General features: G+C 69.5%; 22 protein-coding genes. 10 read left to right on the top strand and 12 right to left on the bottom strand.

Annotated elements, in window-relative coordinates; translation table 11 throughout:
- Positions 1-58: 58 nt before the first annotated feature.
- On the bottom strand, positions 59-973 hold the full coding sequence (locus WDJ58_RS17715; RefSeq protein WP_338914631.1) for a DMT family transporter: 915 nt from the start codon (positions 971-973) through the stop codon (positions 59-61).
- An 82-nt stretch (positions 974-1,055) separates the two neighbouring features.
- Positions 1,056-1,838, bottom strand: a complete 783-nt coding sequence (locus WDJ58_RS17710) for an SDR family NAD(P)-dependent oxidoreductase (protein ID WP_338914630.1) — start codon at positions 1,836-1,838, stop codon at positions 1,056-1,058.
- A gap of 264 nt (positions 1,839-2,102) precedes the next feature.
- Between WDJ58_RS17710 and WDJ58_RS17705 the strand changes: the two genes are divergently transcribed.
- Entirely contained in the window at positions 2,103-2,540 is a 438-nt protein-coding gene (locus WDJ58_RS17705; protein ID WP_338914629.1) for a zinc ribbon domain-containing protein, read from the top strand.
- Positions 2,541-3,110: 570 nt separating this feature from the next.
- A complete protein-coding gene (locus tag WDJ58_RS17700) occupies positions 3,111-3,416 on the top strand; it encodes a hypothetical protein (protein ID WP_338914628.1) in 306 nt (101 codons plus the stop codon).
- Positions 3,417-3,638: 222 nt separating this feature from the next.
- On the opposite strand, the gene WDJ58_RS17695 is transcribed toward WDJ58_RS17700, so the two are convergent.
- From WDJ58_RS17695 to WDJ58_RS17685, 3 genes are read right to left on the bottom strand one after another with little or no spacing between them, the layout of a single operon-like run.
- Positions 3,639-4,418, bottom strand: a complete 780-nt coding sequence (locus WDJ58_RS17695; protein ID WP_338914627.1) for a TrmB family transcriptional regulator — start codon at positions 4,416-4,418, stop codon at positions 3,639-3,641.
- Positions 4,415-6,862 carry an efflux RND transporter permease subunit gene (locus WDJ58_RS17690; RefSeq protein ID WP_338914626.1) on the bottom strand — a complete coding sequence of 816 codons (2,448 nt, stop codon included), beginning with the start codon at positions 6,860-6,862 and terminating at the stop codon, positions 4,415-4,417. The genes WDJ58_RS17695 and WDJ58_RS17690 overlap by 4 nt, the downstream gene beginning before the upstream one ends.
- A gap of 2 nt (positions 6,863-6,864) precedes the next feature.
- Positions 6,865-8,811, bottom strand: a complete 1,947-nt coding sequence (locus tag WDJ58_RS17685) for a COG1361 S-layer family protein (RefSeq protein WP_338914625.1) — start codon at positions 8,809-8,811, stop codon at positions 6,865-6,867.
- Between the two features lie 315 nt (positions 8,812-9,126).
- On the opposite strand from WDJ58_RS17685, the gene WDJ58_RS17680 reads away from it, so the two are divergent.
- Positions 9,127-9,804, top strand: coding sequence for a haloacid dehalogenase type II (locus tag WDJ58_RS17680; protein WP_338914624.1), 678 nt, complete (start codon positions 9,127-9,129; stop codon positions 9,802-9,804).
- Between the two features lie 169 nt (positions 9,805-9,973).
- On the opposite strand, the gene WDJ58_RS17675 is transcribed toward WDJ58_RS17680, so the two are convergent.
- Positions 9,974-10,702: an HAD family hydrolase gene (locus tag WDJ58_RS17675; RefSeq protein ID WP_338914623.1), complete on the bottom strand. Its 729-nt coding sequence runs from the start codon at positions 10,700-10,702 to the stop codon at positions 9,974-9,976.
- Positions 10,703-10,893: 191 nt separating this feature from the next.
- Between WDJ58_RS17675 and WDJ58_RS17670 the strand changes: the two genes are divergently transcribed.
- From WDJ58_RS17670 to WDJ58_RS17660, 3 genes are all read left to right on the top strand, one after another.
- Positions 10,894-12,321 carry an FAD-binding oxidoreductase gene (locus WDJ58_RS17670; RefSeq protein WP_338914622.1) on the top strand — a complete coding sequence of 476 codons (1,428 nt, stop codon included), beginning with the start codon at positions 10,894-10,896 and terminating at the stop codon, positions 12,319-12,321.
- Positions 12,322-12,405: 84 nt separating this feature from the next.
- Positions 12,406-12,768 (top strand): helix-turn-helix domain-containing protein, encoded by a 363-nt coding sequence (locus WDJ58_RS17665; protein WP_338914621.1) that lies wholly within the window; start codon positions 12,406-12,408, stop codon positions 12,766-12,768.
- On the top strand, positions 12,768-13,043 hold the full coding sequence (locus WDJ58_RS17660) for a DUF7521 family protein (RefSeq protein ID WP_338914620.1): 276 nt from the start codon (positions 12,768-12,770) through the stop codon (positions 13,041-13,043). Before WDJ58_RS17665 ends, WDJ58_RS17660 begins: the two co-directional genes overlap by 1 nt.
- A gap of 28 nt (positions 13,044-13,071) precedes the next feature.
- Here WDJ58_RS17660 and WDJ58_RS17655 read toward each other — a convergent pair whose 3' ends face one another.
- Both WDJ58_RS17655 and WDJ58_RS17650 read right to left on the bottom strand, forming a co-directional pair.
- The gene (locus WDJ58_RS17655) at positions 13,072-14,586 is read right to left on the bottom strand and encodes a sulfatase-like hydrolase/transferase (RefSeq protein WP_338914619.1); all 1,515 of its coding nucleotides are present in this window, start codon (positions 14,584-14,586) and stop codon (positions 13,072-13,074) included.
- Positions 14,587-14,925: 339 nt separating this feature from the next.
- On the bottom strand, positions 14,926-15,936 hold the full coding sequence (locus WDJ58_RS17650; protein WP_338914618.1) for a hypothetical protein: 1,011 nt from the start codon (positions 15,934-15,936) through the stop codon (positions 14,926-14,928).
- 96 nt (positions 15,937-16,032) lie between these two features.
- Here WDJ58_RS17650 and WDJ58_RS17645 point away from each other — a divergent pair, with 96 nt between their 5' ends.
- Positions 16,033-16,554 (top strand): peroxiredoxin family protein, encoded by a 522-nt coding sequence (locus WDJ58_RS17645; protein ID WP_338914617.1) that lies wholly within the window; start codon positions 16,033-16,035, stop codon positions 16,552-16,554.
- A gap of 3 nt (positions 16,555-16,557) precedes the next feature.
- Here the strand turns inward: WDJ58_RS17645 and WDJ58_RS17640 are convergent, their stop codons facing one another.
- The 3 genes from WDJ58_RS17640 to WDJ58_RS17630 form a co-directional block, all read right to left on the bottom strand.
- Entirely contained in the window at positions 16,558-17,316 is a 759-nt protein-coding gene (locus WDJ58_RS17640) for a response regulator (RefSeq protein WP_338914616.1), read from the bottom strand.
- A gap of 109 nt (positions 17,317-17,425) precedes the next feature.
- Positions 17,426-18,430 carry a TIGR04024 family LLM class F420-dependent oxidoreductase gene (locus WDJ58_RS17635; RefSeq protein ID WP_338914615.1) on the bottom strand — a complete coding sequence of 335 codons (1,005 nt, stop codon included), beginning with the start codon at positions 18,428-18,430 and terminating at the stop codon, positions 17,426-17,428.
- Between the two features lies 1 nt (position 18,431).
- Positions 18,432-19,214: an SDR family NAD(P)-dependent oxidoreductase gene (locus WDJ58_RS17630; protein ID WP_338914614.1), complete on the bottom strand. Its 783-nt coding sequence runs from the start codon at positions 19,212-19,214 to the stop codon at positions 18,432-18,434.
- Positions 19,215-19,395: 181 nt separating this feature from the next.
- Here WDJ58_RS17630 and WDJ58_RS17625 point away from each other — a divergent pair, with 181 nt between their 5' ends.
- Positions 19,396-20,400, top strand: a complete 1,005-nt coding sequence (locus WDJ58_RS17625; protein ID WP_338914613.1) for an MBL fold metallo-hydrolase — start codon at positions 19,396-19,398, stop codon at positions 20,398-20,400.
- Between the two features lie 147 nt (positions 20,401-20,547).
- Here WDJ58_RS17625 and WDJ58_RS17620 read toward each other — a convergent pair whose 3' ends face one another.
- Positions 20,548-22,077, bottom strand: coding sequence for a TrkH family potassium uptake protein (locus WDJ58_RS17620; protein ID WP_338914612.1), 1,530 nt, complete (start codon positions 22,075-22,077; stop codon positions 20,548-20,550).
- A gap of 136 nt (positions 22,078-22,213) precedes the next feature.
- Here WDJ58_RS17620 and WDJ58_RS17615 point away from each other — a divergent pair, with 136 nt between their 5' ends.
- Both WDJ58_RS17615 and WDJ58_RS17610 read left to right on the top strand, forming a co-directional pair.
- Positions 22,214-23,182 (top strand): quinone oxidoreductase family protein, encoded by a 969-nt coding sequence (locus WDJ58_RS17615; protein WP_338914611.1) that lies wholly within the window; start codon positions 22,214-22,216, stop codon positions 23,180-23,182.
- 107 nt (positions 23,183-23,289) lie between these two features.
- Positions 23,290-24,843, top strand: coding sequence for a long-chain-fatty-acid--CoA ligase (locus WDJ58_RS17610; protein ID WP_338914610.1), 1,554 nt, complete (start codon positions 23,290-23,292; stop codon positions 24,841-24,843).
- The last annotated feature ends 3 nt before the right edge of the window (positions 24,844-24,846 follow it).

Raw genomic sequence — 24,846 nt, 5'->3', positions numbered from 1 at the left:
GAGTGCCCGGTGGTGCTTGACCCTTTCTGCCCGGTGGGTCGGGGCCTCTGAGAGGGTGTCAGTCGCCCGGCTGGGGTCGGGACGCGTCGCCGATCAGCCCCGCGATAGCCCGGCGCTTGAGGACGAAGAAGCCCGCCGCCACGACGCCGAACCCGACGAGGGTGAGGGGAGTGATCGACTCGTCGAGCAGGAATACGCCCGCGAGCGTCGCGACCACCGGGACCAGATAGGCGATGAGCGACGTCTCGAGCGCTCCCCGGCGCTCGAGCAGGCGGAAGTAGACGAAGAACGCGAGCGCCGTTGCGAACACGCCGAGGTAGACGACGGCGGCGACTCCCAGCGCGTCGCCGGGGAGCGAGAACGCTTCGCCGAGGGCGGCGCTGGTCGCGTGCAGCAGCAGCCCGCCGAGTCCCATCGACCAGCCCGAGAGCGCCGCGCGGTCGAGCGTCGGTCCGGCCCGCTGGATCAGGACTCCCCCGAGCGCGACGCTCGCAACCTGGACGAGTATCAGCAGGCGTCCGAGATTCGCCCCGAGGAGGTTCGCCGGGTCCGGCCGGACGATGAGCGCCACGCCGAGCAGACCCAGGAAAATGCCGACCGCGCCGGTCGGGGTGACCCGCTCCTCGGGGAGAAGCAGGAGCGCCCACAGGGACGTCGCGATGGGGACGAGGCTCTGCATGATGGCGGCGACGCCCGACGGAACGGTCCGCTGGCCGACGAACAGCAGGCCGTTGCCCGCGACGAGGAACACCCCGCCCGCGAGGACGGCGACGACGTCCCGGCGGGCGGTGGGTAGCCACTCCGTCGTTCGAGTGACCGCGTACGCGAGCAGGAGGACGGCGGCGACGTCGTACCGGAACGCCGCGAAGAGGACGGGAGGGAGGGTCCGCAGGCCGACGCTGATTGCGGGGAAGGAGAACCCCCAGACGACGGCGAGGAGGGCGAAGGGTGCGACGGCGAGGAGTCTCCGCACGTCTCGGCGGTGGCCGCCTGGGGTCCTAACGCTCCCGGTTCCGTTCACGGAGTCCCCGTTCGAGGGGGGGTCGTCTCTCCGTTTAGAACGAGAACAGGTCGATACCCCCGGTGACGCCGACCACCTGTCCCGTGACGTAGGAGGCCTGCTCCGAACAGAGGTAGGCGATCAGGTTGGCGACGTCGGCCTCCCGACCCAGTTTACGCATCGGCGTGGCCTTCGCGATGCGGGCGAAGTACTCGTCGACCTCCTCGAGTTCCTCGACGCTCATGTCCGCGAACTGTTCGACGACGATGTTCGGCGTGATGACGTTCGAGGTGACGCCCCTCTGTGCCCCTTCGAGCGCTAGGGTCTTGCCGAGGCCGATGAGCGCGGCCTTCGTCGCCGAGTAGGACGCCTGTCCGAACCCGCCCTCCCAGCCCGCCATCGAGGACATGTTGATCACCCGTCCCCACTCGCGTTCGAGCATGTGCGGGAACACCTCGCGGGTGATGTTGAACGCGCCGGTGAGGTTGATGGCGACGTCGCGGTCCCAGGTCTCGTAGGGGTAGTCCTTGACCTGCGAGCGGGCGTCGACCATCGCCGCGTTGTTTACGAGGATGTCGATCCCACCGGTCTCCTCCTCGAGGGCGGCGACGGTGTCGGCGACGTCGTCGCGGTCGGTCAGGTCACACCCCACGGCGTGGGCCTTTCCGTCGTATTCGCCATCGTTGATCTCGTCGGCGACGGACTGTGCGCCGCCCTCGTCGACGTCGAGGGCGACGACCTCACAGCCCTCGCGGGCGAGCACGCGGCAGTCCTCGCTTCCGATGCGACCGGCTCCGCCGGTGATCACCGCCGACCTGTCCCCGAGTCCGAAGTCCATGACAGCACGGCTATCCGGTCTCCACGTGTTAACAGTTCCGACGGGGTGGTACACGCAGTGTGAGACGTCTCTTGCCTTCGATCAGGTGGGAAGCTGTCGTAGCCGATGGACTCGACACCGAATAAACCGTCCACGGCTATACGAACTACTCCCGCCACCCGAGACTCGGCGTCCTCGATCACGGGCGTCTCGGTGCGGCCCCAACTCGGCGAGACCCCCGATCGAACGGGAAGGCTTATGACTGACTAACTGGTTAGTCAGCCTATGCGCGAGTCGATATCCCGGAAACGCCCGTGGCTGGCCGCGCTGCTCGCCGCGGTCGCCACGGGTCTCGGTCACCTCTACCTCCGGCGGTGGGGGCGCGCGGCAGGGTGGCTCGCCGTCCTGTCCGGCGTGACCGTGTTCCTGGTCGATCCCGCGGCGGTGGACGCGCTCGTGAACGGCGGCCCGGTCGACCCGGCCGCGCTCGCGCCGATCCTGGTCGTGGGCGGTCTGAGCGTCGTCGACGCCTACCTCCTCGCACACGTACAGAACGCGCTCGCCCGGCTGACGGTTTCGTCGGGTGGCCGACTCACGCACTGTCCGAGTTGCGGTCGTGAACTCGACCCGGACATCGAATTCTGTCAGTGGTGTGCGGCGGAGGACGTCGAACCGATGGCCGTTCCTACGGATCGTCCGAACGACCGGGAGGAGACGCCGTGAGATCGGACCTCCCCGATCCCGGTGTCGCTTCCGCAACGTGAACGAGGTGTCCAGCGTGACGAACGAAACACGCGACGACCGACTGGCGCGTGTCGACGCGCATCTGGAGCGAGTGATCGACGAGGTGGACGAACTCGGGCTGACGGTCGTCCGCGAGACGCTCGACCGGGGAGACGGCGTGTGGTACGGACGGCTCCTCGTGAGCGTCTACGACTCGATGACCGACGGGTCGGAGTCCGGGGTCGTGGTTCCCGCCGCAGCGGCGGTCGAACTCCTCCGCGGGTACTACCGTCTCCGGGGTGAGTTGCTCGTCCAGCTCGACGACCAGCGGGCTCACTCCCTGACTCACGACGAGTCGACGGCGCTGCTGGCCGGCGATTACCTCTACACCTCCGCGTACTCGTCGCTGGACTCGATCACCCGCTCCGAACTTGGGGACTACTTCGAGGTGTTCACACGCGTCCTGACGGGGTCACGAACGCGTTCGCGACCGGTTACGGCCAGTCATCGGATCCGGACCGGGTCTCCTTCTTCGACGAGACGGCGGGTGCCATCGGCGAGGGCTCCGCGGTGCTCGGTGCGGCGCTCGCCGACGTCGCCGATACGGAACGCGAGTACGCCGCACGAGTCGGACGCGGGCTCAGCACGGCGCGACAGATACACCGCGTGCTCGACGCCGACCCCGGCCTGGTTCGGGTCACCCCGCACGCCGTCGACGGGCTGGAGCTACGCGAGTACGCGGCCCGCAGATGGGACGGGGCGGACCGGGCGCTCGACCGTCTCGCCGAGACGGCGGACGTGACGCCGCTCCGATCGCTCGCGGAGACGAACCGATCGTCGACGAGTCACCGTCGGGAGGAACGCTCGCGCGAGTAGCCGCACACGCTGCCCGTGAGCCGCCGACCCCGAACACCCTCCTGCTGAAGGTATCAGTTCGTCCTCGGTCCGTGCGTGTTCCGGAGGATACGGACGCCGGCACCGGTGATCGCCCGCGATTGGAGCGTCCGTGGTCGGCTCGGCAGTCTCGACCGGGGCGGGACGAGCCGGGACGGTCGACGTCGGTCGTGTCGAGTACCCGGAGTTCCGGGGCCGGATCGCTCAGCCGTCGAACCCGTCGGTCAGCCCCCGTCTGATGAGCTGTCCGAACACGGTCGCGAACGTCGTCCCGACGCTCCAGACGGCGACCTCCTCGCTCGACTCCACGGCGACGAGGAGCGCGTCGTCGTCGACGAGGAGGAGTCGGGTTCCCCGTTTCTCGTCGGTCTCGCGGAACCGGGCGGGCGGTTCGATCGTCTCCAGTCCCAGCGCCTCGAACCGCTCGGCGACGGCCCGGTCCTCGGTGATGCCGATCACGTCCAGCCCGTCGGCCACCCGCGCTTCGAGCGTCTCGGCCACCGCGTCGGGCAGGTACGTGAGGTCCGTCACCGACACCAGCACCGACTCCTCCGCCTCCTCGAGCAGCGTCCCCACCCGACCGTCGATCGCCGCTCGCCCGGTGAGCGTCCAGATCTCCTCCGGGCGCTCGTCCGGGATCTCGCGCCGGGACCGGACGGATTCGAGACGATCGAACGCTCGCTCGCGGTCGCGCTCGAACGCCCGCGTCAGGATGTCGCGGGCCTGCTCCAGGTCGACGGCGTGGTAGCGCTTCGGGCGCGACTGCTGGACGTCGACCAGTCCGCGGTCCTCCAGTTCGTCGGCGGCCCCGTAGACCTGCGAGCGCGGGAGCCCCGACGACTCGTGGATCTCACGGGCCGTCGCCGTCCCGAGGCGCTGGAGCGCGACGAACACGCGAGCCTCGTAGTTGGGGAGGCCGAGCCGTTCGAGCGCCGCCACCGCCCCGGATTCCTCCTCCCCGTGGTCCGGATCCTCGGAGCTCATGCCATCACCTGGTGCCAGACGACCGCCACGGAGGGGGTCACGACGACGGCCGTAATAAACGACAGGAACACCGAGAGGGCGATCACCAGTCCGAACTGCCCGAGGATGGGCGTGATGGCGAGCGCGAGCACCGCCGTCCCCGTCGTCGTCGTGAGCATGCTCCCCGCGAGCGCGCCGCCGGTCCCCCGGACGGTGCGGTCGAGCGCGTCGAAGAGGTCGCCGCTCTCGTCGAACTCGTCGCCGAACCGGTGGACGATGTGGGCCGAGTAGTCGATCCCCAGGCCGATCGCGATCGAGAGGATCGTCGCCGTGAGCGCGTTCAGCGGGATGCCGAGCAGCCGCATCGTCCCCGCCAGCAGCGCGATGGTCACGACGATCGGAACCAGGTTGACGATCCCCAGCGAGGCGCGTCCGCCGAGCACCCGATAGATGACGATCAGGAAGACGGCGGTCAGCCCGAGCGCGAGCAGCAGGCTCCGGATGGCCGAGTCGAAGATGATCCCCGATATCGCCTCGAAGACGACCACCTGACCCGTCGCGATCGCCCCGAGGCGATACTCCTCGGCGACCGACCGCGCGTCGGCGGACACCGCCGCCTGTTCGGCGTCGCCCTCCGTCGTGTAGACGATCCGCGTCGAGCTGTAGTCGGGCTCGATGTACCGTGTCGCCTGCGCGCGGGCCGGCGAGTCGAGCAGGTAGTCGTAGATCACTTCCAGGTTGTCGTCCGGGACGCCGTTGTCGTTCAGGTCGTTACGCTCGACCAGGGCGGCGAACTGCGGGTCCTGCTCCGCGTAGCTCCGGACGACCGTGACGATGCTCTGTGCCTCGGCCTCGCGGTCCCGCGCGACGAACGTCTCCGGGGGGTCCTGCGAGGCGTCGTGGATCTGCTCGAGCGCGTCGTCCTGGCGCAACGGCCCCTCGACGTAGACGGTGACGCTGTTGCCCTCGTACGTGTCGAAGTTGTCCTCCAGGAAGTTGATCGTCCCGGTGACGGTGTACTCCCCGGGGGCGAACGGTTCGGGGAGCGCCTCGACGTAGGCCGGGAGCTCCTCCGGCGGGAGGAAGTCGTCCTGGCTGAACGAGGTGTCCAGCCCCATCCCGTAGCCCCCGGCGATCAGGCTCACGATCAGCGTCAGCGCGAGGAAGGCCCGCGGGCCGCGCTTTGCGATCACGTTGCCGACGCCCAGCGACCGGCCGAGCAGCGAGTCCTCGCTCCCGAGCGGTCGGCTGCCGAACTCGGGGAACCCGATCCGCTCGCGGAGTTCGTCGAACTCGACCTTGACCGCGGGGACGAACACGCCGAAGATCAGGAACGTGAACACGATGCCGATGGCGGCGACGATACCGAAGTTCCGGATCGGCCCGAGGTCGCTGATCCCGTTCGCGCCGAACCCGACGACGGTCGTCCCCGTGACGATGAAGAACGCGACGAGCAGCTGGTCGGTCGTCACGCGCATCGACTCGTGTATCCCCTTGTCGGTCACGCGCTCCTCGCGGTAGCGGTTCACGGTGTGGATGCCGAAGTCGATCCCCACCGCCAGCAGCAGGACGGGCACCGAGATGAGCATCTGGCCGAACGGGATTCCCACGAGCCCCATGAACCCGAACGTCCAGACGAGCGCCATCACCAGCGAGATCACCCCGATGAGCAGGTCGACCGGGTCGCGGTAGGCAAACACGAGGAAGGCGAGGATGAGCACCGCCGCTGCGGGGACGACGATCGCCAGCGAGTCGCCGACGACGTTGCCGAACTCCGCGGCGACGAGGCCGCTCCCGAAGACGGTGAACTCGCCGTCGCTCGAGGCGGCGATGTGGTCGATCTCCTGCTGGATGGGCGTCAGCGGGGAGGTACTGCTCGTACCTGAGCTCGACAGCTCGACCGGGAGGTCGTGTTCGACGACCCCGATGGTCGCCGAGGCCGAGGCCGCCTCGGGGTTGAAGTCGTCGCTCAACAGCGACGCGAACCCCGGCCGCTCGGCGGCCCGCCGCACCGCCGCGTCGATCTCCGCCGGGCTCGACCGCTCGATTACTCGTATCTGTGCCGCCGTCGTCGTCGCGTCCGGGTCGAGCTGCGTGGCGACGATCCCCGCCGCGCTCGACGAGCCCGACACCCGGAGGTCGGGTCGCTGGGAGATCCGCTCCTGGAGTTCGAGCATCCGGACGAGTCCGGGCTTCGAGAGGACGTTCTGGTCCCGCTGGATGAGCTGGGTGGTCCCGGTGTCGCCGCCGAACGTCGAGCCGACGAACTGCTCGTTGACGTCCTCCAGGGCCTCCTGTGCGGGGACGCCGTCGAGGAACTGCGAGGTCCCGGCTTCCGTCGAGATGCCCCCGAGGCCGCCGGCGAAGACGGCCGTCACGAGGACGAACGCCACGATGACGGCCCTGGGTCGGTCGACGATCCAGCCGTCGGCACGCTCGAGGACCGCGTCGACGACGTCGCTCACGGTCAGCGCCTCACGTAGACGAGCCCGCCGACCGCCCCGAGCACCAGGACGAGACCGACGCCGAGGAGCGTCAGCGAGACCCCGCCGCCCGAGGACTCCTCGACGGTCAGGGGTACCTGGTAGGTGTCGGAGAGCTTGGTGTCACCGTCGGGCTCGTCGTACTGGAAGTCGATCTCCAGGGGGTGAGCCCGGGTGGGCGCGTCGGACGCCGCGCTCACGTCGAACGCGATCTCCGTCGACTCGCCGGGCGCGAGTTCGGGCACGTACGCCTCGTCGGTGTCGACCGTGAGCGGGTCGTCGACGAACGCCTTGGCGTTGACGTTCGCGAGCGTGGCGTTGCCGTTGTTCGTGATCGAGAGACGGACGGTCCCGCTCGACCCCGCTTCGAGCGTCGTCTCGACGGAGCCGAGGTCGAACTCGTCCTGCGGGGGCGCGACGCTCACCCGCGCGTTCAGCGGGTCGCTCTCGCGGGCGTCGCCGTCCCCGTTCCGGAATCCGACGACCACGGAGAGCTGTCGCGGGCCGGCCGTCGCCGCGCTCGTCACGTCCACCGGGAACGTCACGTTTACCGACTCGTCGGGGGCGAGCCGGCCGACGGCGTACTCCGTCCCCTCTGGCTGGAGGGTCGTCCCCGACGCCCGGGGCCGGACCACCGCGTCGTGGACGGTGTTCGGGCCCTGGTTCGTGAGGGTCATCCGGAGCTCGCCCTCGCTCCCGACCCGGAGATCGCTCTCCACGTTCGAGAGGGCGAACGACTGCGCACCGGCGACCTCGACCCGCGTGTTCAGCGGGGCGCTGGTGTGCGTACCACCGCTATCGTCGCTGTACTCGACGACCATCGAGAGCTGTCGAACGCCGGGTTCCGCGCCCTCGGCCATCCGAACGGGGTACTCGAAGGGGACCGACTCGCCGGGCTCGACCGTGCCGAGCGCCTGGTCGGGCTCGACCGGCAGGACGGTCTCGCCCTTCGGCTGGAGGACGACGGTCGCATCGCGCAGGGGCTCGGGGCCGTCGTTGGTGAGCGTCCCGGCGAGGGTGCCCTGTTCGCCGATGGCGAGCGTCGAGGAGACGTTACGCAGCGACAGCCCGTCGTCCGCGACGGGGCTGATGCCGAAGGTGATCGGGCCGTCGCTCGCGGGCAGGCCGTCGGGGTCATCGTAGGAGACGGTCGCCCGGAGCGCGTACCGGTCGGTCGTCGTGCCGGCCGCCGCGGTCGTGTCGACTGTCACGAGCGCGGTCCCGCCCGCGGGCACGCCACCGACGTACTGGGTCGCCGATGCCGACTGACCGAAGCGGATGTCCCCGCTGGTCGACTCGACGGAGACGGTGGCGTTAGTGGCCCGCTCGCCGCCGACGTTCCGCAGGCGTACTCGGGTCTCGCCGCTGCTCCCCGGGGCGACGTCGGTCGAAACGTCCGCCACCGCGAAGCGGGCGTCGTCGGTGACGACGACCTCGACGTCGAACCGTTCGGTCCTCGTGTCGGTGTCCTGGGCCCCGCCGCTGGAGACGGTCGAGGTCCACTCGTAGTCGACCTCCACTTCGAGGGTGTGCTCGCCCGGATCGGTTCCCTCGGGGACGACGACCTGGAACGGCACCGAGGTGACGGATCCGGGTGCGAGCGACCCGATCGGCGTCTCCCCGGTCTCGACCCTGATCGCGCTCCCCGAGGCGTCGAGCGTGACGTCGACGCCCCGGGCGGTCTGTACCTGCCGGTTCGCGCTCGAGTCCGCACCGGCGACCGAGAGCGTCCCGCTGTTCGAGATCCGTAGCGCGAGCGTGTCGGTCTCGCCGGGCGAGAGCTCGTTCTGCGGGACGTGGACCGACAGATCGGGCTCCCCCACGGCCTGGGGTGCCGCGGCCGCCGCGCCCGCCGTGACGGCGGGGAGCGCCACCCCCGGCAGTACGAGCATCCCGACGAACAGCACCGCGAGCAGTCGTCTACCTCTCATCGCCGATACCCCACCTTTCGCGGGTGGTGACTGTATATACAGTCAGCCGACCCACCGTCGTCGGTGCTGAACATCTATTCAACACGCGACCCGAGGGATCGGCGGGGTATAAATGTTTGTAAATATCTACTAACACCAGTTGACGAGGGTTCGGCTCGGGCAGGGTCGGCCCACAACTCGCTGGCGGCGAGCGGGTCCGGCCTGCGACCAGCTCGGCGTTCTCGGGTCGATCGGTCGAGTTCGTGAGACGGCGAGACGGGCCGCGGAGATCTAGCGCTCCCCAAGAGCTAACCCGATCGGTAGCGCCGAACGACTGTGCCCGAGACGGAAGTCCTCTGTTTCGACGTGTACGGGTCGACCCACGACCAGCACAGCATCGTCGAGACGCTCGCGGAGGTCGCCGACGTGTCGATCGACGTGGCAGGAGAGATGTCCGAGCTGTGGGTCGAACACCAGATCGACTACTCGATGGAGGTCACGCTGATGGGCGAGTACGAGTCCTGGTGGTCGCTCACCGAGCGGGCGTTCGAGTGGGTCCTCGACTACTACGGGATCGACCTCACCGAATCCGAGCGCGGGACGGTGATGGACGCCTACGAACACCTGGAGTTCTACGAGGGTATCGAGCCGTTCGAGCGCCTCGCCGACGCCGGCCACGAACTCTACGTCCTCTCGGACGGGACCCCCGGGATGCTCGCGACGCTCGCGGAGAACTCCGGGTTCGACGCCGTCCTCGACGGGATCGTAAGCGTCGAGGACGTCGGGAAGTTCAAACCCGTCCCCGAGGTGTATCGAAACGTCGAGAACTACGTCGACCGGCCGGCCGAGGAGTGTACGATGGTCGCGACCCACACGTTCGATGTCGCCGGCGCGAAACACGCCGGTCTCGATGGTGTGCTGGTCAACCGCCACCGCGTGCCGCCCCACCGGCTCGGGTTCGAGCCGGATCTGGTGGTCCCGACCTACGCGGCCCTGGCCGACGAGCTCGCCTGAGCGTCGCCCCCCGACCGCTCTCTCACGCCGGCTGTCGCCCCGCTCTGGATCGGAACGGCAGCGTCGGAGACCCCCGGGTTCGGGGGTTCATACGGACGGTTGTAGTCTTTTACCGGTGACCGCCGACCCCGTCCGGGGGATCGTCGATACATCGTTACAACCGTCCGTATCAGTCCTCCACCGTCCCGGTGTCCCCTCGGACGCCCACGATGTCGAGGAGTTCGCGGAGGTCGTGGATCTCGAACTCGGCGGCGGGGCCGTGTGCGTCCTCGCCGTACGCGACCGGGACCAGCCCGGCCTCCCTCGCACCCTCGACGTCGTGCCGGTAGCGGTCGCCGACCATCAGCGTCCGGGCCGGATCGACGCCCGCCTCCCGGAGCCGGTCCTTCGCGGTCGTGAACATCCGCGGGTCGGGCTTGCGGTAGCCCACCTCCTCGGAGGTGGTGACGTCGTCGAAGCGCTCGCGGATGCCGAACGAGTCGAACATGGCGAGGGCCTCCTCGGTGTCGACGTCGCTGAGCACGCCGAGGTACACTCCCCCGCTGTCGAGCGCCTCGATCACGTCGACGGCACCGGGCACCGCGCGGACGTTCGCGTCGGCGGCCTCGCGGAACCGCGGCCACCACTCCTCGCGCCCGGGCGGGTCCTCGATCCCGGAGAACAGCGACTCCGTCGCCCGGACGTACCCCTCGCGGGCCGGCCGGTACTCGCTCCCCGTCGTCCCGGCGAAGTAGCCCCCGAGTTCGTCATTCCACGCGTCGAGGCTCTCCGCCGGGTCGAGCCCGTGCTCGTCCGCCAGCCGCTCGACGAACGCCGCGTAGCCGTCCCGGATCGACTTCAGCTCGACGATCACGCCCCCGATGTCCCAGAGCACCCCTTCCCACTCGGTGTCGGTCATGGGCGGGCGGACTCACGGAGCGGTGATGAGCGTGACGACTGCCGGGTGAGGGGCCTCGAACCGGACAGGTCGGCGGACGACGTGGCGTTCTCGGGCGCTCCCGCCGGGGCTCCTGTCCGGCGTCCCGTCCCCGCTCGAACCTTCCCGGTCGCCGCGTGAGGCTTATACGCCCGCGGCCGTCGTGGTAGTTCATGTCCCACGACTGCTCGTTCCTCACGGACGTCCTGCCCGACTCGCAGGTGTCGTTCGGCGACGCCGACAGGGCGGACCACTCGACCGACTGGGGGACGGAGACGGATGCGATCGGAAGCTCCCCGGACGCGGTCGTCCGGCCCGAGTCGACCGAGGACGTCGCGACGGTGCTCGCGGCGGCCAGCGAGCGGGGGGTGCCGGTGACCCCCTACGCCGCGGGGACGTCCCTGGAGGGCAACCCCGTCGCGGCGTTCGGGGGTGTCAGCCTCGACCTGATGCGGATGGACGAGATCGTCGAGATCCGCCCCGACGACTTCCAGATCGACGTCGAACCGGGCGTGATGGGATCGGCGGTCGACGAGGCGGCCGCCGACCACGGGATGTTCTTCCCCCCGCTCCCCTCCTCCGGCGACTTCTCGACCATCGGGGGGATGATCGTCAACGACGCCTCCGGGCAGAAGACGGTGAAGTACGGCGAGGTGGCCGACTGGGTGCTCGAACTCGAGGTGGTCACCGCCGAAGGGGAGGTCATGACCTGCGGGTCGAAGGCGGTGAAGACCAGCGCGGGGTACAACCTGAAGGACCTGATCGTCGGCTCCGAAGGGACGCTGGGGGTAGTCACCCGGGCGACGCTCGAACTCGAGGGGCGCCCCGAGCAGATCCGCGGGGGGCGGGCGACCTTCTCGGACATCGACGACGCGAGCGCGGCCGTCTTCGACGCCGTCCGCTCGGGGGTCGACGTCGCGAAGATCGAACTCATCGACGCGCTCACCGCCCGGATGGCCAACGCCTACCTCGACACCGGGCTCGACGACGAGCCGATGATCTTCCTCGAGTTCCACGCCAACCACGGGATCAAGGAGGAGATCGATTTCTGCCGGGCGGTCTTCGAGAGCCACGACGTCGAGCGCTTCGAGGTCAGCGACGACGACGCGCGGATGGCCGAGCTCTGGGAGGCGCGCAACGAACTCGCGTTCGCGCTCCGGGCGTACGACCCCGACCTCAAACCGCTGAAGCCGGGCGACGTCACCGTTCCGATCTCGAAGTACCCGGAGCTCGTCGGGTTCGCCAAGGATCTCGCCGCGGAGCACGACCTCCTGATTCCGACGTTCGGGCACGCGGGCGACGGCAACGTCCACTACACGGTGTTCGCCGAGGCCGACGATCCCGAACGGCTGGAGCTCGCAGAGGAGGTCTCCGACCGCATCGTCCGGCGTGCCATCGAGCTCGGCGGGACCTCGACCGGCGAACACGGCATCGGGGTCGGCAAGCGGGAGTACCTCGAACTCGAACACGGCGAGGTGGGCGTCGAGATGATGCGCCGCGTCAAACGGGCGTTCGACCCCGAGGACGTGCTCAACCCGGGGAAGGTGTTCCCGGAGACGATCCCCGAAGGTGGACGGATCGGGCGTGCTGGCGACGACTGAGTCGTGGGGCGCTTTCGTCTCCCTTTTGTACCCCCGCGGGGAACCGGCACGCATGCGAGGTCGGTCGACACCTCGGTGGTCCGGGTGAGCGACGACGAGTCCCCCGAACTCGGGTCCGTACTCTCGGCGCTCGACGACGAGGACTGCAGGGCGATCCTGCTCGTCGCCGACGAGCCCCGGACGACGCAGGAGCTCGCCGAACGCGCCGACGTCCCCCAGTCGACGACCTACCGGAAGGTGGACCTGCTGCGCGAGGCGAAGCTGGTCAAGGAGCGGACGGAGATCCGGGCCGACGGGAAGCACACGAGCACCTACCGGACCGACTTCGCCGCCGTTCGCGTCGTCCTCGAGGGGTTCGAGCGGTTCGACGTCGAGATCGAGCGGCCCGACCGCCCCCCGGAGAAACAGCTCGCCGACCTCTGGCGCGAGGTCCGCAAGGAGACATAATGGTACACCCGTTCGTCATCACCGCACTGAAGACCGCAACCCTCCTGTTCGGAGGCGTCATCACCCTGTTCGCCTACCGGGCGTACGCGAGGACGCGATCGCCGGCGCTCCGGGCACTCGCCATCGGATTCGGCGTCGTCACGCTCGGGGCGGCAGCCGCGGGTGCGGTCGACCTCCTCCTGGGGTTCGACCGGCAGATCGCGCTCGTCGTCGAGAGCGCGCTCACCGCGCTCGGCTTCGGCGTCATCGCCTACTCGCTGTACGCCGAGATGTGACGACTGGCGTCCACCCGGCCGTCGGGCCCTACCGGTAGCCGAGCGCCTTCAGCTGCCGGTCGATATCCGAAGGCGTCTCGGGACGACGGTCGTCCCCCTCCGACCCGGACCGACGCTCCATCGCCTCGATCCGTTCCACCCGCTCCCCGACGGCCGCGTCGAGCCGTTCGACCGGCGCGATTCCTTCCCCCTCGTGGACTTCGAGGACGTTCTCCTCCTCTCCCGGATCGACCTCCCGGTCGTACAGTTCGCGCTCCCCGGTCGCGGTGTGCAGGACGTAGGTCCAGCGGTCGGTCCGGGCCGAGACGAGCAGGTCGCCGTCGTCGAGCCGCCGGGGGATGGGCTGCTGGGTGACGGACTCGCCGCGGACCGCGACCGAGACGACGGGCTCGTCCGCCGGGGGCTCCTCCCCGCGGAGGACCGGCAGGGCCGACCGCCCGTCGAAGTCACCCGGCACGCCGAGCAGGTCCGCGACCGTCGGGGGGATGAGGTCGAGGCCGACCGCCTCCGGGACCCGGAGGGAGGCCCCCTCGGGGACGTCGGCCACGAGCGGGACGTGGATGAGCTCGTCGTAGAGTTTCGGGTAGTGCGCGAGGTGACCGTGCTCCATGAACTCCTCGCCGTGGTCGCCGGCCACGAGGACCGCGGTCTCCTCGCGCAGCCCCCGTGCTTCGAGCGCGTCGAGGAGGCGGCCCACGGAGGCGTCGACCTGGTGGGCCGCCCCGAGGTAGAGGTCCCGGAGGGCGTCGAGGGTCCGGTCGCTCACGCCCCGGCCGAGCCCCGCCCGCAGGTGCGCCCCGAACATCCTCGCCGCGCCCTTCTCGCCGTCGGTGACCGCCCGGACGTGCTTCGGGGCCGGGACGTACGGGGTGTGGGTGTCCATGTAGTGGACCCAGAGGAAGAATGGGTCGTCCGCACGGTTCCCGGCCCTCTCGGCCTCCCCGACCGCCTCCCCGCGGTCGGGGGCACCGTCGCGGTCGAGGGCCTGGCCCTCGCGGTCGAGACCTCCTGTCTCGCGGTCGAGGAACTCGAGCGCGCGCTCCTCGGCCCTGAGGAGGTGTGAGGTGTCGACGGCGTGGTGGCGCTCGATCCCCCGTACCGCGTTCGCGGCCCGCCGGAGCGGCGATCCGAGCACCTGCGCCCAGCCGCCGACGGTCGGGTGTGCCGCGAGGAACCGGCCGACGGGACCCGACGGGTTCATGAACGTCTCGTAGGTCCCGAACCCCCGGTCGTAGCCCCAGTGCGCGGTCAGGAAACCGTTGGCGGCGTTGATCCCGGCGGTGTCGACCCCGTCGCGATCGAGCGACTCGGCCAGTGTCGGCCGCCGCGAGGGACCGACCCGGGGGGCGTCGGCGAACACCGGGTCCGCGCCCAGTATCGACGGGAACGAGAACGGCGTCCAGTTGCCGTGGGCGAACGCCCGGTCGAAGCGGACCCCGCGGTCGGCGAGCCCACGGACGCGAGGCATCACGTCGAGGGCATCGGCCCGTAGCGAGTCTACCGTGACGAGCAGAACCCCTCTCGTCCGGCCGTCGTCGGACATCGATCCGGTTTTCGGGTAGGGAACCCCTAAGCTTTTCTAGGTGGACGGGACTTCCCTATATAGCCACGGAGCGCGGGAAGTGGGTGGTCGATGGACGCGTCGACACCCCTCACCTCCGTCGAGTCCTCGCGGGACTGCTCGACCACCGTCTCAGCGCCGGATCCGGGTGTACCCCGCGCCCCTCCGGATCGCGATGTCCCCCTCTAGCCCGATGACGCACTCGAGGTCGCTCCTCGAGAGCGCGTCGACGAACCGTTCCGCTCCCCTGTACGCGCTCCTGTGACCAGTCGGCACGCGACGGACGTAGTAGCGTGTCGATCGAACGACCGGACCGGCGGTCTATCGGGCGGATCTACCCGATTCGACGCTCGATACTTCGTGGTGGAACCCGTGGATCGTCCGGACGCTCTCGGCAGCCTCCCGGACCGTCGCGTCGGGGTCCGACGCGAGTGCCTCGATGGTCCCGCGTAGCTCGTCGGCCGACAGCAGCGGGTGATCGCCCGCCGGGTGCCGGTGTTCGAGCCGGTAGACCGCGTACAGCGTTCGACGCCGGACGGCGGGGTCCCCGTCGTCCATCGCCGTCGCGAGGGCGGCAGCCGTCGCCGCCGGCTCGGCCCGCCCCGCCACGTCGAGCGCGTCGAGCAGGTGCCGGTCGTGGTCGGCCGTCGAGTCCCGCCCGGCGGCCACGAGCGCGAGCAGTTCCCCGAGAACCGGGTGGATCCTCGAGGGTTCACCCCGGATCGTGCGGGCGACGGCGAACGCGAGGTCGCTCCGGGCCGCGAGCCCGTGGTATGGCGCGTCGTCCGAGTCCTCCGTCCGCTTGGAATCCACGTGATCGCCCGCCGACAGGATCGAGACGAGCGTTCCGACGTGCTCGGCCACCTCCTCGGGCCGATCCATCGCGGCCTGCCTGAGTTCGCCCGCGGGCTCGGCACGGTCGTCCCAGCCGTCGAGCGCCGACACCCGCTCGACGAGCGCGTCGACGTCGGCCTCGATGCGGCCGTCGGCGACTACCCGTTCGGGGTCGACGCCCCGGTTCGCCACCCCCTCGTGGCCGGCGTCCGCGAGCACGCGCCACGGCCCGGCCTCCTTCGCCACGTAGAGGACGTAGTCCCCGGGCGAGAACCCGGTCTCGGCCAGCGGAAACTCCGCCGCCAGCCACCGCTCGCGCGGCGGCACCCGCAGTTCCCCCCGGTCGTCGAGCACCGCGAGGGTCGCCCGGTCGTCGGTCGCGTACGCCGCGTTCCCGTAGACGTCGATACCCAGCAGGCGACCGTGGTCGGTCTCGGTCGAGTAGCACTCGACGTGGTTCCCGTGCTTGTCCGTCCGGATCTTCTCGCTCCCGTACACGTTCGGTCGAACGTCGAGGGACGGGACCAGAAGGGTTCGCTTCGAGTCGGTGAGCGAGGCCGTAGAGACATACCCCTCGGGGGTGGAGGGGGACGCATGCCCGACCCCGTCGGTATCGACGTCGGGACCGAAGCGCCCGAGTTCACCGCGCCGCTCGTCCGCCCGGACGGGGAGACGTCCGAGGTGTCCCTCTCGTCGCTGCTCGCGGACGGGCCGGTCCTGCTCGCCTTCTACACGAACGACTTCAGCCCGGACTGTATCGAGGAGATGTGCTCGTTCCGCGACTTCGAGTGGTTCTCCGGCGACGACGGCGTCCGTGTGGTCGGGATCAGCCGGTCCGGGCCCTACCTCCACCGCCGGTTCATCTCCTACCTCGATCTCACCTTCCCGCTCTACTCCGACACGGACCTGGCGGTCGCGGAGGCGTTCGGGATCCGCTACCGGACGTTCAAGCTGTTCGCCCGGGCCCGTCGATCGTGTTTCCTCGTCGACACCGATCGCGTCGTCAGATACCGCTGGCTGGCCGAACACTGGCTCGACCCGACCCGGGAGGTTCCGCCCGTCGCCGAGATACGGGAGGCGATCGATCGCGTCCTCGAACCCCCCGCCGGAGGATGAGCCCTACTCGGCGTCCCCCCACGGCGGGTCGTCGAGGTCCACCACGACGACGAGACCGCCGTCGGGGAGGCTCGTCACCGACCTCAACTCGCGGAACGTCGACCCGTCCGCGCGCCTCCCAACGCTCTCGCCGGACCACTGGCCCTCCTCCCTCGCGACCGGGAGCGCCTCGGTGAGGGTCCGCTCGACCACCGAGGCCGGCTGGAGGAGACGCCACTCCGCGTCGATCAGGTCGTCCTCGCGGTAGCCGTAGAGGTCGAGGTACGCGCCGTCGGCGTACTCGAACGTCCCGTCCTCCCCGACGATGCAGATCCCTTCGCGGTCGGTCTCCATCGCTCGCAGGCGGCGGTCGGTCTCCCGTTCGGCCAGGTACTTCGAGATCGCCTCCTCGATCCGCCAGCCCAGCAACGCGAACTGGGCGATCCCCGACTCCTTCCGGAGGTAGTCGGTCACGCCGCGCGAGAGCGCGTCGCTGGCGATCTCCTCGCTCCCCCGGCCGGTGTAGAGGATGAACGGGACGTCGGGATCGAGTGCGCGAACCTGCTCGAGGAGCGCGAACCCGTCGAACTCCGGCATCTCGTAGTCGCTGACGACACAGTCGACCCCTCCCTCGCGTATCCGGGAGAGCGCCGCTCCAGCATCGGTGAACCCCTCGACCTCGAACGTCCCGAACCGCGGGAGCGCCGTTTCGAGGAGATCGAGGACCAGATCGTCGTCGTCGACACAGACGACGGTAGACCGGTTGATGCCATCCGGGGACATATACTTTCAACCCAAATTCTATCTGAAAATACTTTGTGGCATCGGATATCCGGGCATCGGATATCCGGGTATCCAATATCAGGGTATCGGATACCTGGACAGCGGACACCTACGCTCCGGGCGCGAGCGCCTCCATCGTCGAGACGATCTCCTCGACGCTCGCCGCACGCGGGAAGGAGACCGAGACGGCGTCGACGGGATCGAGCGACTCGAACTCGGCGAGCAGGTCGCGGGCTCGCTCGGGGGTCCCGCCGACGGCCATCGCGTCGAGCAGGTCGTCGTCGATCATCGCGGTGGCCTCCTCGCGCCGCCCGTCGTTCCAGGCGTCGTACACGCCGTGAGCGAGTTCCTCGTGGCCCTGTCGGGCGAGGTTGTCCCGGTAGTAGGTCCCCATCCCGCCCAGGTAGAACGCGAGGTGCTGGCGGACCAGGTCGCGCGCCTGATCGCCGTCCTCCAGCGCACAGCAGGTGAGCGAGAGGGTCGTCCTGACGTCGTCGGGGTCCTTCCCGGCGAGTTCGGCCCCCCGGGCGAGGTCCTCGGTTCGCTCGTTCAGCCCCTCGCGGGTGAGCATCAGGGCGTGCCAGCCGTCGGCGAACCGGCCGGCGAGCTCGACCGCCTTCGGCCCCATCGCCGCCGCGTCGACCGACGGGACGGGTTCGGGGGGTCCCTGTCGGAGGCGGAACCCCGAGAGGTCGAAGTACTCGCCGTCGTACTCGACCACCTCGCCCGAGAGGACCTGCTTCACGACGTCGAGGGTCTCGCGGGTCCGCTTCAGGGGGTTGCCGAAGTCGACGCCGTGCCAGTTCTCGATGACCGCGGGGCCCGACGGACCGAGACCGAGGCGCATCCGCCCCCCGGAGACTTCCTGGAGCGTCGCGGCCGTCATCCCGATGAGCGCGGGCGAGCGCGAGTAGACCGGCACGATCGAGGTTCCGATCCCGATCTCGTCGGTGTGCTCGGCGACGCTGGTGAGGACGACGGTGGCGCTCCGGCCCCAGGTCTCGGGGAGCCACGCCCGATCGTAGCCGAGCTCCTCGCCGCGCTTCGCCTGGTCGACGAGCGCGTCGACGCTCGGCTGGGCCGCGACGGGGAGGAAGACGTCTCGTCCCCCCATCTCACACCTCGGCGTCGCTCTCGCCGATCCGGGGGACGCCCTTGACCTCGATCGTCTCGCCGACGAGGTACGAGGAGGCGTCGCTGGCGAGGAACTGGATCGTGTCCGAGATCTCCTCGGGGAGCCCCATCCGTCGGTCGACCGCGCTCCGGTCGATCTCGTCGGCGGTGATCCCCATCTGCGAGGCGACGCCCGGCGTGGCGACGAGGCCGGGTGCGATACAGTTCACCCTGATCCCCTCCTCGGCGTACTCGTTCGCGAGCGTCGTGGTGAGGTTCACCACGCCCGCCTTCGAGGCCCCGTAGTGGCTCATGTACGGCGACCCGCGGGTGCCGGCGACGCTCGCCAGGTTGACGATCTGCCCGCCGCCCTCCTGGTCCTGCATGACGCTCCCGGCGACCTGCGAGCAGTGGTAAGTCCCGTGGAGGTTGATGTCGACGATGGTCTTCCAGCCGTTCTCGGAGATGTCATCGAACGGTGCCATGAACGACGCGCCGGCGTTGTTCACCATCGTGTCGAGCGAGCCGAACTCCTCGATCGCGGCGTCGACGAGCGCTTCCACCGCCTCACGCTCGCGGACGTCACACTCGACCGCGATGGCCCCGCCCGGAGCCTCGCTCGATTCGATGCCCGCGACGACCTCGTCGATCTTCTCCCGGGAACGCGAGGAGACGACGACGTTCGCCCCCTCCTCGGCGAACCGCTCTGCGGTCACCTTCCCGATACCCTGGCTCGACCCCGTGATGACGACCGTCTGCCCCTCCACGGAGAAGTTCCCGTTCATCGACCGGTCACCCGTCCTCGTGTACCTGTTTCCATCGTTAACACCGTCCGGGCGATTCTCACCAGTTGTAAATAAAGCTACGTCCGCAGAGCCGGGCGATCCGCGCCGGGAGAACGGTAGAGAGCGCGACGAACTGTGCGAAGATCAAGACTTATCCCCAGCGATAGCGGGTTTCCAACCGATGAGCGAGAGCCGGATGACCGGCGTCCACCGGATCGAGTTCGACGTCGACTGGCCGCCGGGTCACGTCGCCTGCTACCTCCTCCCCGGCCCCGAACCGGTGCTCGTTGACGCCGGGATGCCCGACGACCGCGACCCCGCAGACCCGGAGGGATCGGACGATCACGACCGCGAGCGGACCCTCCGCGAGGGGCTCGCCGCGGCGGGTCTCGACCCCGCGGACGTCGCACACCTCGTGGTGACCCACCCCCACGTCGACCACATCGGCCAGGTCGACACGCTGCTGGCGGCCGGCGACCCGACCGTCTACGCGCCGGCTGGCGTCCGCGAGCGGTTCGCGGGCGACACCGACGCGCTCGCCGAGCGGGTCGAGCGGAACGTCCGCGAGGCCGGCCTCGACGGCGAACGGGTAGAAGAGTCCGTGGAGATGGCCGTCCGTTCGCTCGAACGCAACCGCGACCTCCTCCCGCCCGCCGCGGTGGACCGGTGGGTCGAGTCTGGGGATCCCATCGACGTCGGCGGCCACTCGCTGGAGCCGACCCACACCCCTGGTCACCAGGCCGACCACCTCGTCTTCCGGACTGACCTCGACGGCGAGTCGGTCCTGCTGGCGGGCGACGCGGCGATGGAGCCGTTCCGCGCCGTGGCGATCCACGACGGCCTCGACGACGGCGTTTCCGAGACGTTCGAGGCCTTCTACGGCGGACTCGATCGGCTCTCGGCACTCGACGTCGACCGGGTGCATCCGGGACACGGCCCCGTCCACCGGCGCTTTCGGGAGATCGTAGAGCGCGACCGGGGGAGCCTCGACCGGCGGCTCGACGGCGTCGAGCGGGCGATCGGCGAGGGGAGCCGGACGGCACCCGAGGTCACGGCCCGGATCGCCGGCGACCGCCCCGCACGGTACCTCCTCCCCGAGGTCTACGCCGCGGCCTGCCACCTCGAATCGGTCGGTCGGGCCGTCGTCAGCGTCGAGGACGGTGTCCGGTACTACGACCTCGCCTGATACGGATTGTTGTAGTCTTTTACCGGCGATCACTCGAACGGGATCCGTGATCGCCGGTAAATCGTTACAACAATTCGTATGAGTCGTCGAGGCACGGACGAAGTCCGTCCACGAACATCGCGGCGACTGACACGGTCCGTGGCCGGCTCACGACCGCCAGAACGCTGGCGTCAGCAGGACGAGCACGGAGACGATCTCCAGCCGGCCGATCCACATCAGGAACACCATGAACAGCTTCGCGGCGTCCGAAAAGGGGAGATAGCCGTTCATCGGGCCGACGACGCCGAACCCGGGGCCGACGTTCCCCAGGATGGCGACCGTCGCGCTCGTCGCCTCCAGCAGCGAGAGCTCCATCCCCGTCCTGACGACGTCGAAGAACAGCAGCCCGGTCGCGACGAAGAAGAACACCAGGAAGAGGAGCGTGAACACGAGCACCCCGCGGACGGTGTCCTCGTCGAGCACCGCGTCGCCGAACCGCACCGGTCGAACGGCACTCGGCCGTCCGGTCGTGAACAGCTCCCTGCGGATGGACAGGAGGACGACGTACCAGCGGATGATCTTGACCGAGCCCGCGGCGGATCCGGCCGACCCGCCGAAGAACATCGCGAACAGGAGGACGTACTTCGCGGGGGTGCTCCAGGTGTTGAAGTCCATGCTCGCGTAGCCGGTCGTCGTGACGATGGCGGCGGCCTGGAAGAGCCCCTGTCGGAGCGCACGCTCGGGATTCCCCGGTAGGGCGGGTATTCCCGGCGTCTCGGCGAGGCCGGGTCCCAGGTACAGCAGGACGGAGATGACCGCCCCCACCGACGTGATGGCGAGGAGGTACGCCCGGAACTCGGGATTGCCCGTCAGACGCTCGGACCTCCCGCGGCTGGCGTGCCAGAACAGCGCGAAGTTCGTCCCCGCGAGGATCATGAACAGCGTGATGACCCACTGGACGACCGGCGAGAACGGCTCGACGCTCCGGGCCTCGGGGGAGAACCCGCCCGTCGGCATCGTGGTTAGCGCGTGCGCGATCGCGTTGTAGAGACCCATCTCCGGGGCGACCCCGAGGAGGTGGAGCGCGTAGAACAGGGTGGCGAGGACGACGGTGAACCCTGCGTAGATGATCCAGAGCGCGCGGGCGGTCTCGGCGATACGGGGTGTGAGCTTCTCGATCTCGAGGCCCGGGGCCTCCGACTCGACGAGCTGTGCCCCGCCGGCCCCGAGTTCGGGCAGGATGGCGACCATCAGCACGACGATGCCCATCCCGCCGAGCCACTGGGTGAGCTGTCGCCACATCAGTATCGCGTGTGAGTGGGTCTCGAACGAGATGTCCCCGAGGACGGTCGCGCCCGTCGTCGTGAACCCCGACATCGACTCGAACAGCGCGTTCGTCGGGTACGCGACCGTCCCGTTGCCCGCGAGGAGGTACGGGAGCGTCCCCAGGAGCGGGACGACGAGCCACGTCAGCCCGACGAAGAGGAACCCCTCCGAGATACCGATGTCCGGGTCGGGTTCGAGGCGCGAGAGCCCCATCCCCAGCCCGAGCGCGACCCCCATCGTGACGATGAACGGCAGGGCGGGTTCGCCGTAGAGGATCGCGGTGCCGAGCGGGAGGACGAGCGGGAGTGCGAGGAGCTGGAGCACTCTCCCGAGGAGCGCGGCGGTGGTCCGGACGTCGACTCGGAGGGTCATCTGAGTTCGGTCGGTCGGTTCGATGGCCCCCCGTGGCAAAGACGCCTCGGTTTGGAACGCCGCGATCTCGGCTTTTCCCCCGGTGTCTCCGACCGAGAGGAGCGACTTTTTGTGAACGCGAGGCGATCCTCGACGTATGAGAGCTATCGAGGTCACCGAATTCGGCGGGACGGAGAACCTGGAGGTCGTCGAACGGGAGACGCCCGAGCCGGGCGAGGGAGAGGTCCGCATCGAGACGCGGGCGGCGGGCGTCAACTTCGCCGACATCATGCAGCGCCGCGGCCACTACCACGGCGGACCGGAGCCGCCGTACGTCCCCGGGATGGAGGTCGCGGGGGTCGTCGACGCCGTCGGCGAAGGTGTGGGTAGAGAGGCCGGCGACCGGGTCGTATCGATGAGCGGCGGCGGGGGGTACGCCGACTACGCGGTCGTGGACGCCTCGGCGGTGTTCGACGTCCCGGAGGGGATGAGCTTCGAGGAGGCGGCGGGCTTCCCGGTCCAGTTCCTCACCGCGCACAACTGCCTCCACGCGTGGGGCGAACTCGAGGAGGGCGAGTCGGTGCTGATCCACGCCGCGGCGGGCGGGGTCGGCACCGCGGCCGTCCAGCTCGCCCGCGAGGCCGGGGCGACCGTGTTCGGCACCGCGAGCACCGCCGAGAAGCTCGATCTCGCCACTGAACTCGGCTGTGACCACCCGATAAACTACACCGAGGAGGACTTCGTCGAGGTGGCACGCGAGGAGACCGACTACGGGCTCGACCTCGTGCTCGACGGGATCGGCGGGGAGACGACCGAGCGGAGCCTCGACGCCCTCCGCGAGTTCGGCCGGATGGTCTCCTACGGCGCGGCCTCGGGCCAGCCGGGACGCCCCCCGACGGACAAGCTCCTGTTCGGCAACAAGCGCGTCGTCGGCTACCACCTCGGCCGCGCCAGCGCCCGACAGCCCGGCCGCGTGTTCGGCGCGGTCCCCGAACTCACGGGGATGCTCGCCGAGGGCGTCCTGGAGGTGCAGGTCGGCCACGAGTTCGACCTGGAGGACGCCGCCGAGGCCCACGAGTTCATCGAGGCCCGCAAGTCCTCCGGGAAGGTCGTCCTCGTCCCGTAGGGTCCCTGGCGCGTCGGTGATCCCACCCCGGTTCGGCAGCTCCCCTTCCCGCGTCCTGTCGGCCCGTGTGGACAGCCTTTTGTCCGCGCCACCGGAGGTCCCTCCGGATGACGAACCTCGTCACGGACATCGAGGAGACGGCGACGGAGACCCCCGGGGCGACGGCACTCGGGCTCCCCGAGGGGGAACTGACCTACGGCGAGCTCTGGTCGCGGACCGGCCGGTTCGCGCGGGCGCTCGCCGACGCCGGGATCGAACCTGGGGATCGCGTGGGCGTGTACCTTCCGAACGTGGAGGCGTACGTCACGGCGTTCCTCGGGACGCTCCGGGCGGGTGGGATCGTCGTCCCGATGAACCCGCAGTACCGCTCCCGGGAGATCTCCCACCTGCTCGCCGACTCGGGCGCGAAGGGGGTCGTCACGCTCCCGGATCTCGTCGAGCAGGTCCGGGAGGTCCAGGACGACACCGACGTCCACACGGTCGTTTCGGTGGGGGCGGACGTCGATGGGGCGACCGAGTTCGAGTCGTTCCTCGCCGAGGAGGAACTCCCGGTTCAGGACCGCGAGGACGACGACGTGGCGGTCCAGCCCTACACATCGGGGACGACGGGCCGGCCGAAGGGCGTACTGCTCACCCACCACAACCTCGCCTTCACCGCGCGGTCCTCGGCGGAGATCCACGACGGCATCCGGCCCGACGACCGGATGCTCGGGGTCCTCCCGCTCTTCCATATCTATGGCATGACGATCACGATGCTGGCGACGCTGTTCGAGGGGGGTTCCTACTGGTCGCTGCCGAAGTGGGACGCCGAGGAGTCGCTCTCGCTGATCGAATCGGCGGGGATCACGCTGGTCCACGGCGTCCCGGCGATGTACAACGATGCGGTGAACGTCCCCGACGCGGGGAGCTACGATCTCTCCTCGGTCCGGTTCGCCAACGCCGGCGGCTCCTCGCTCCCCCGCGAGGTGATGGAGCGGTTCGAGGAGACGTTCGGCGTCGACCTCTACGAGGGGTACGGGCTGACCGAGACCTCGCCGGTGACCCACGCGAACAGTCCCGACGACCGTCGGCCGGGCTCGATCGGCAAGCCCATCCCGGGCGTCGAGTCGATGGTCGTCGACGACGACTTCGAGGAGCTCGATCCGGTCGAGCGGGGGCCGGTCGCGGAGGGGACCGATCTCGACGAGGTGGTCGGCGAACTCGTCATCAGCGGCCCGAACGTCATGAAGGGGTACTACGGTCTCCCGGAGGCCAACGAGGAGGCGTTCACCGAGGTCGACGGCGAGCGCTGGTTCCACACCGGCGATCTGGGCTACCGCGACGAGGACGGCTTCTTCTACGTCGTCGACCGCGAGAAACACATGATCGTCACCGGGGGGTACAACGTCTACCCCCGGGAGGTCGAGGAACTGCTGTTCGAGCACCCCGACGTCGCGGACGTCGCAGTGGTGGGTATCCCCGACGAGCGCCGCGGCGAGACCGTCAAGGCGTTCGTCGTCCCGACGCCGGACGCCGAGACGACGCCCGAGGAGCTGAAGGAGTACTGTCTGGAGCGCCTCGCGGCGTACAAGCACCCCCGAGAGGTCGAGTTCGTAGAGGAACTCCCCCGGACGACGACCGGGAAGGTCCAGAAGTTCGAACTCCGCGGTGGGGCCGAGTAGACC

Source organism: Salinirubellus litoreus, assembly GCF_037335815.1.
GTDB lineage: Archaea > Halobacteriota > Halobacteria > Halobacteriales > Haloarculaceae > Salinirubellus > Salinirubellus litoreus.
This window is presented reverse-complemented; position numbering and strand designations above follow the sequence as displayed.

Excerpts from the sequence above, each read along its gene's own strand:
- WDJ58_RS17615 (WP_338914611.1), top strand. The coding sequence starts at position 22,214 with ATGAGAGCTATCGAGGTCACCGAATTCGGCGGGACGGAGAACCTGGAG.
- WDJ58_RS17675 (WP_338914623.1), bottom strand. The coding sequence starts at position 10,702 with ATGACCGACACCGAGTGGGAAGGGGTGCTCTGGGACATCGGGGGCGTG.
- WDJ58_RS17710 (WP_338914630.1), bottom strand. The coding sequence starts at position 1,838 with ATGGACTTCGGACTCGGGGACAGGTCGGCGGTGATCACCGGCGGAGCC.
- WDJ58_RS17655 (WP_338914619.1), bottom strand. The coding sequence starts at position 14,586 with ATGTCCGACGACGGCCGGACGAGAGGGGTTCTGCTCGTCACGGTAGAC.
- WDJ58_RS17620 (WP_338914612.1), bottom strand. The coding sequence starts at position 22,077 with ATGACCCTCCGAGTCGACGTCCGGACCACCGCCGCGCTCCTCGGGAGA.
- WDJ58_RS17660 (WP_338914620.1), top strand. The coding sequence starts at position 12,768 with ATGGTACACCCGTTCGTCATCACCGCACTGAAGACCGCAACCCTCCTG.
- WDJ58_RS17695 (WP_338914627.1), bottom strand. The coding sequence starts at position 4,418 with ATGAGCTCCGAGGATCCGGACCACGGGGAGGAGGAATCCGGGGCGGTG.
- WDJ58_RS17685 (WP_338914625.1), bottom strand. The coding sequence starts at position 8,811 with ATGAGAGGTAGACGACTGCTCGCGGTGCTGTTCGTCGGGATGCTCGTA.
- WDJ58_RS17630 (WP_338914614.1), bottom strand. The coding sequence starts at position 19,214 with ATGAACGGGAACTTCTCCGTGGAGGGGCAGACGGTCGTCATCACGGGG.
- WDJ58_RS17645 (WP_338914617.1), top strand. The coding sequence starts at position 16,033 with ATGCCCGACCCCGTCGGTATCGACGTCGGGACCGAAGCGCCCGAGTTC.
- WDJ58_RS17670 (WP_338914622.1), top strand. The coding sequence starts at position 10,894 with ATGTCCCACGACTGCTCGTTCCTCACGGACGTCCTGCCCGACTCGCAG.
- WDJ58_RS17705 (WP_338914629.1), top strand. The coding sequence starts at position 2,103 with ATGCGCGAGTCGATATCCCGGAAACGCCCGTGGCTGGCCGCGCTGCTC.
- WDJ58_RS17625 (WP_338914613.1), top strand. The coding sequence starts at position 19,396 with ATGAGCGAGAGCCGGATGACCGGCGTCCACCGGATCGAGTTCGACGTC.
- WDJ58_RS17610 (WP_338914610.1), top strand. The coding sequence starts at position 23,290 with ATGACGAACCTCGTCACGGACATCGAGGAGACGGCGACGGAGACCCCC.
- WDJ58_RS17635 (WP_338914615.1), bottom strand. The coding sequence starts at position 18,430 with ATGGGGGGACGAGACGTCTTCCTCCCCGTCGCGGCCCAGCCGAGCGTC.
- WDJ58_RS17640 (WP_338914616.1), bottom strand. The coding sequence starts at position 17,316 with ATGTCCCCGGATGGCATCAACCGGTCTACCGTCGTCTGTGTCGACGAC.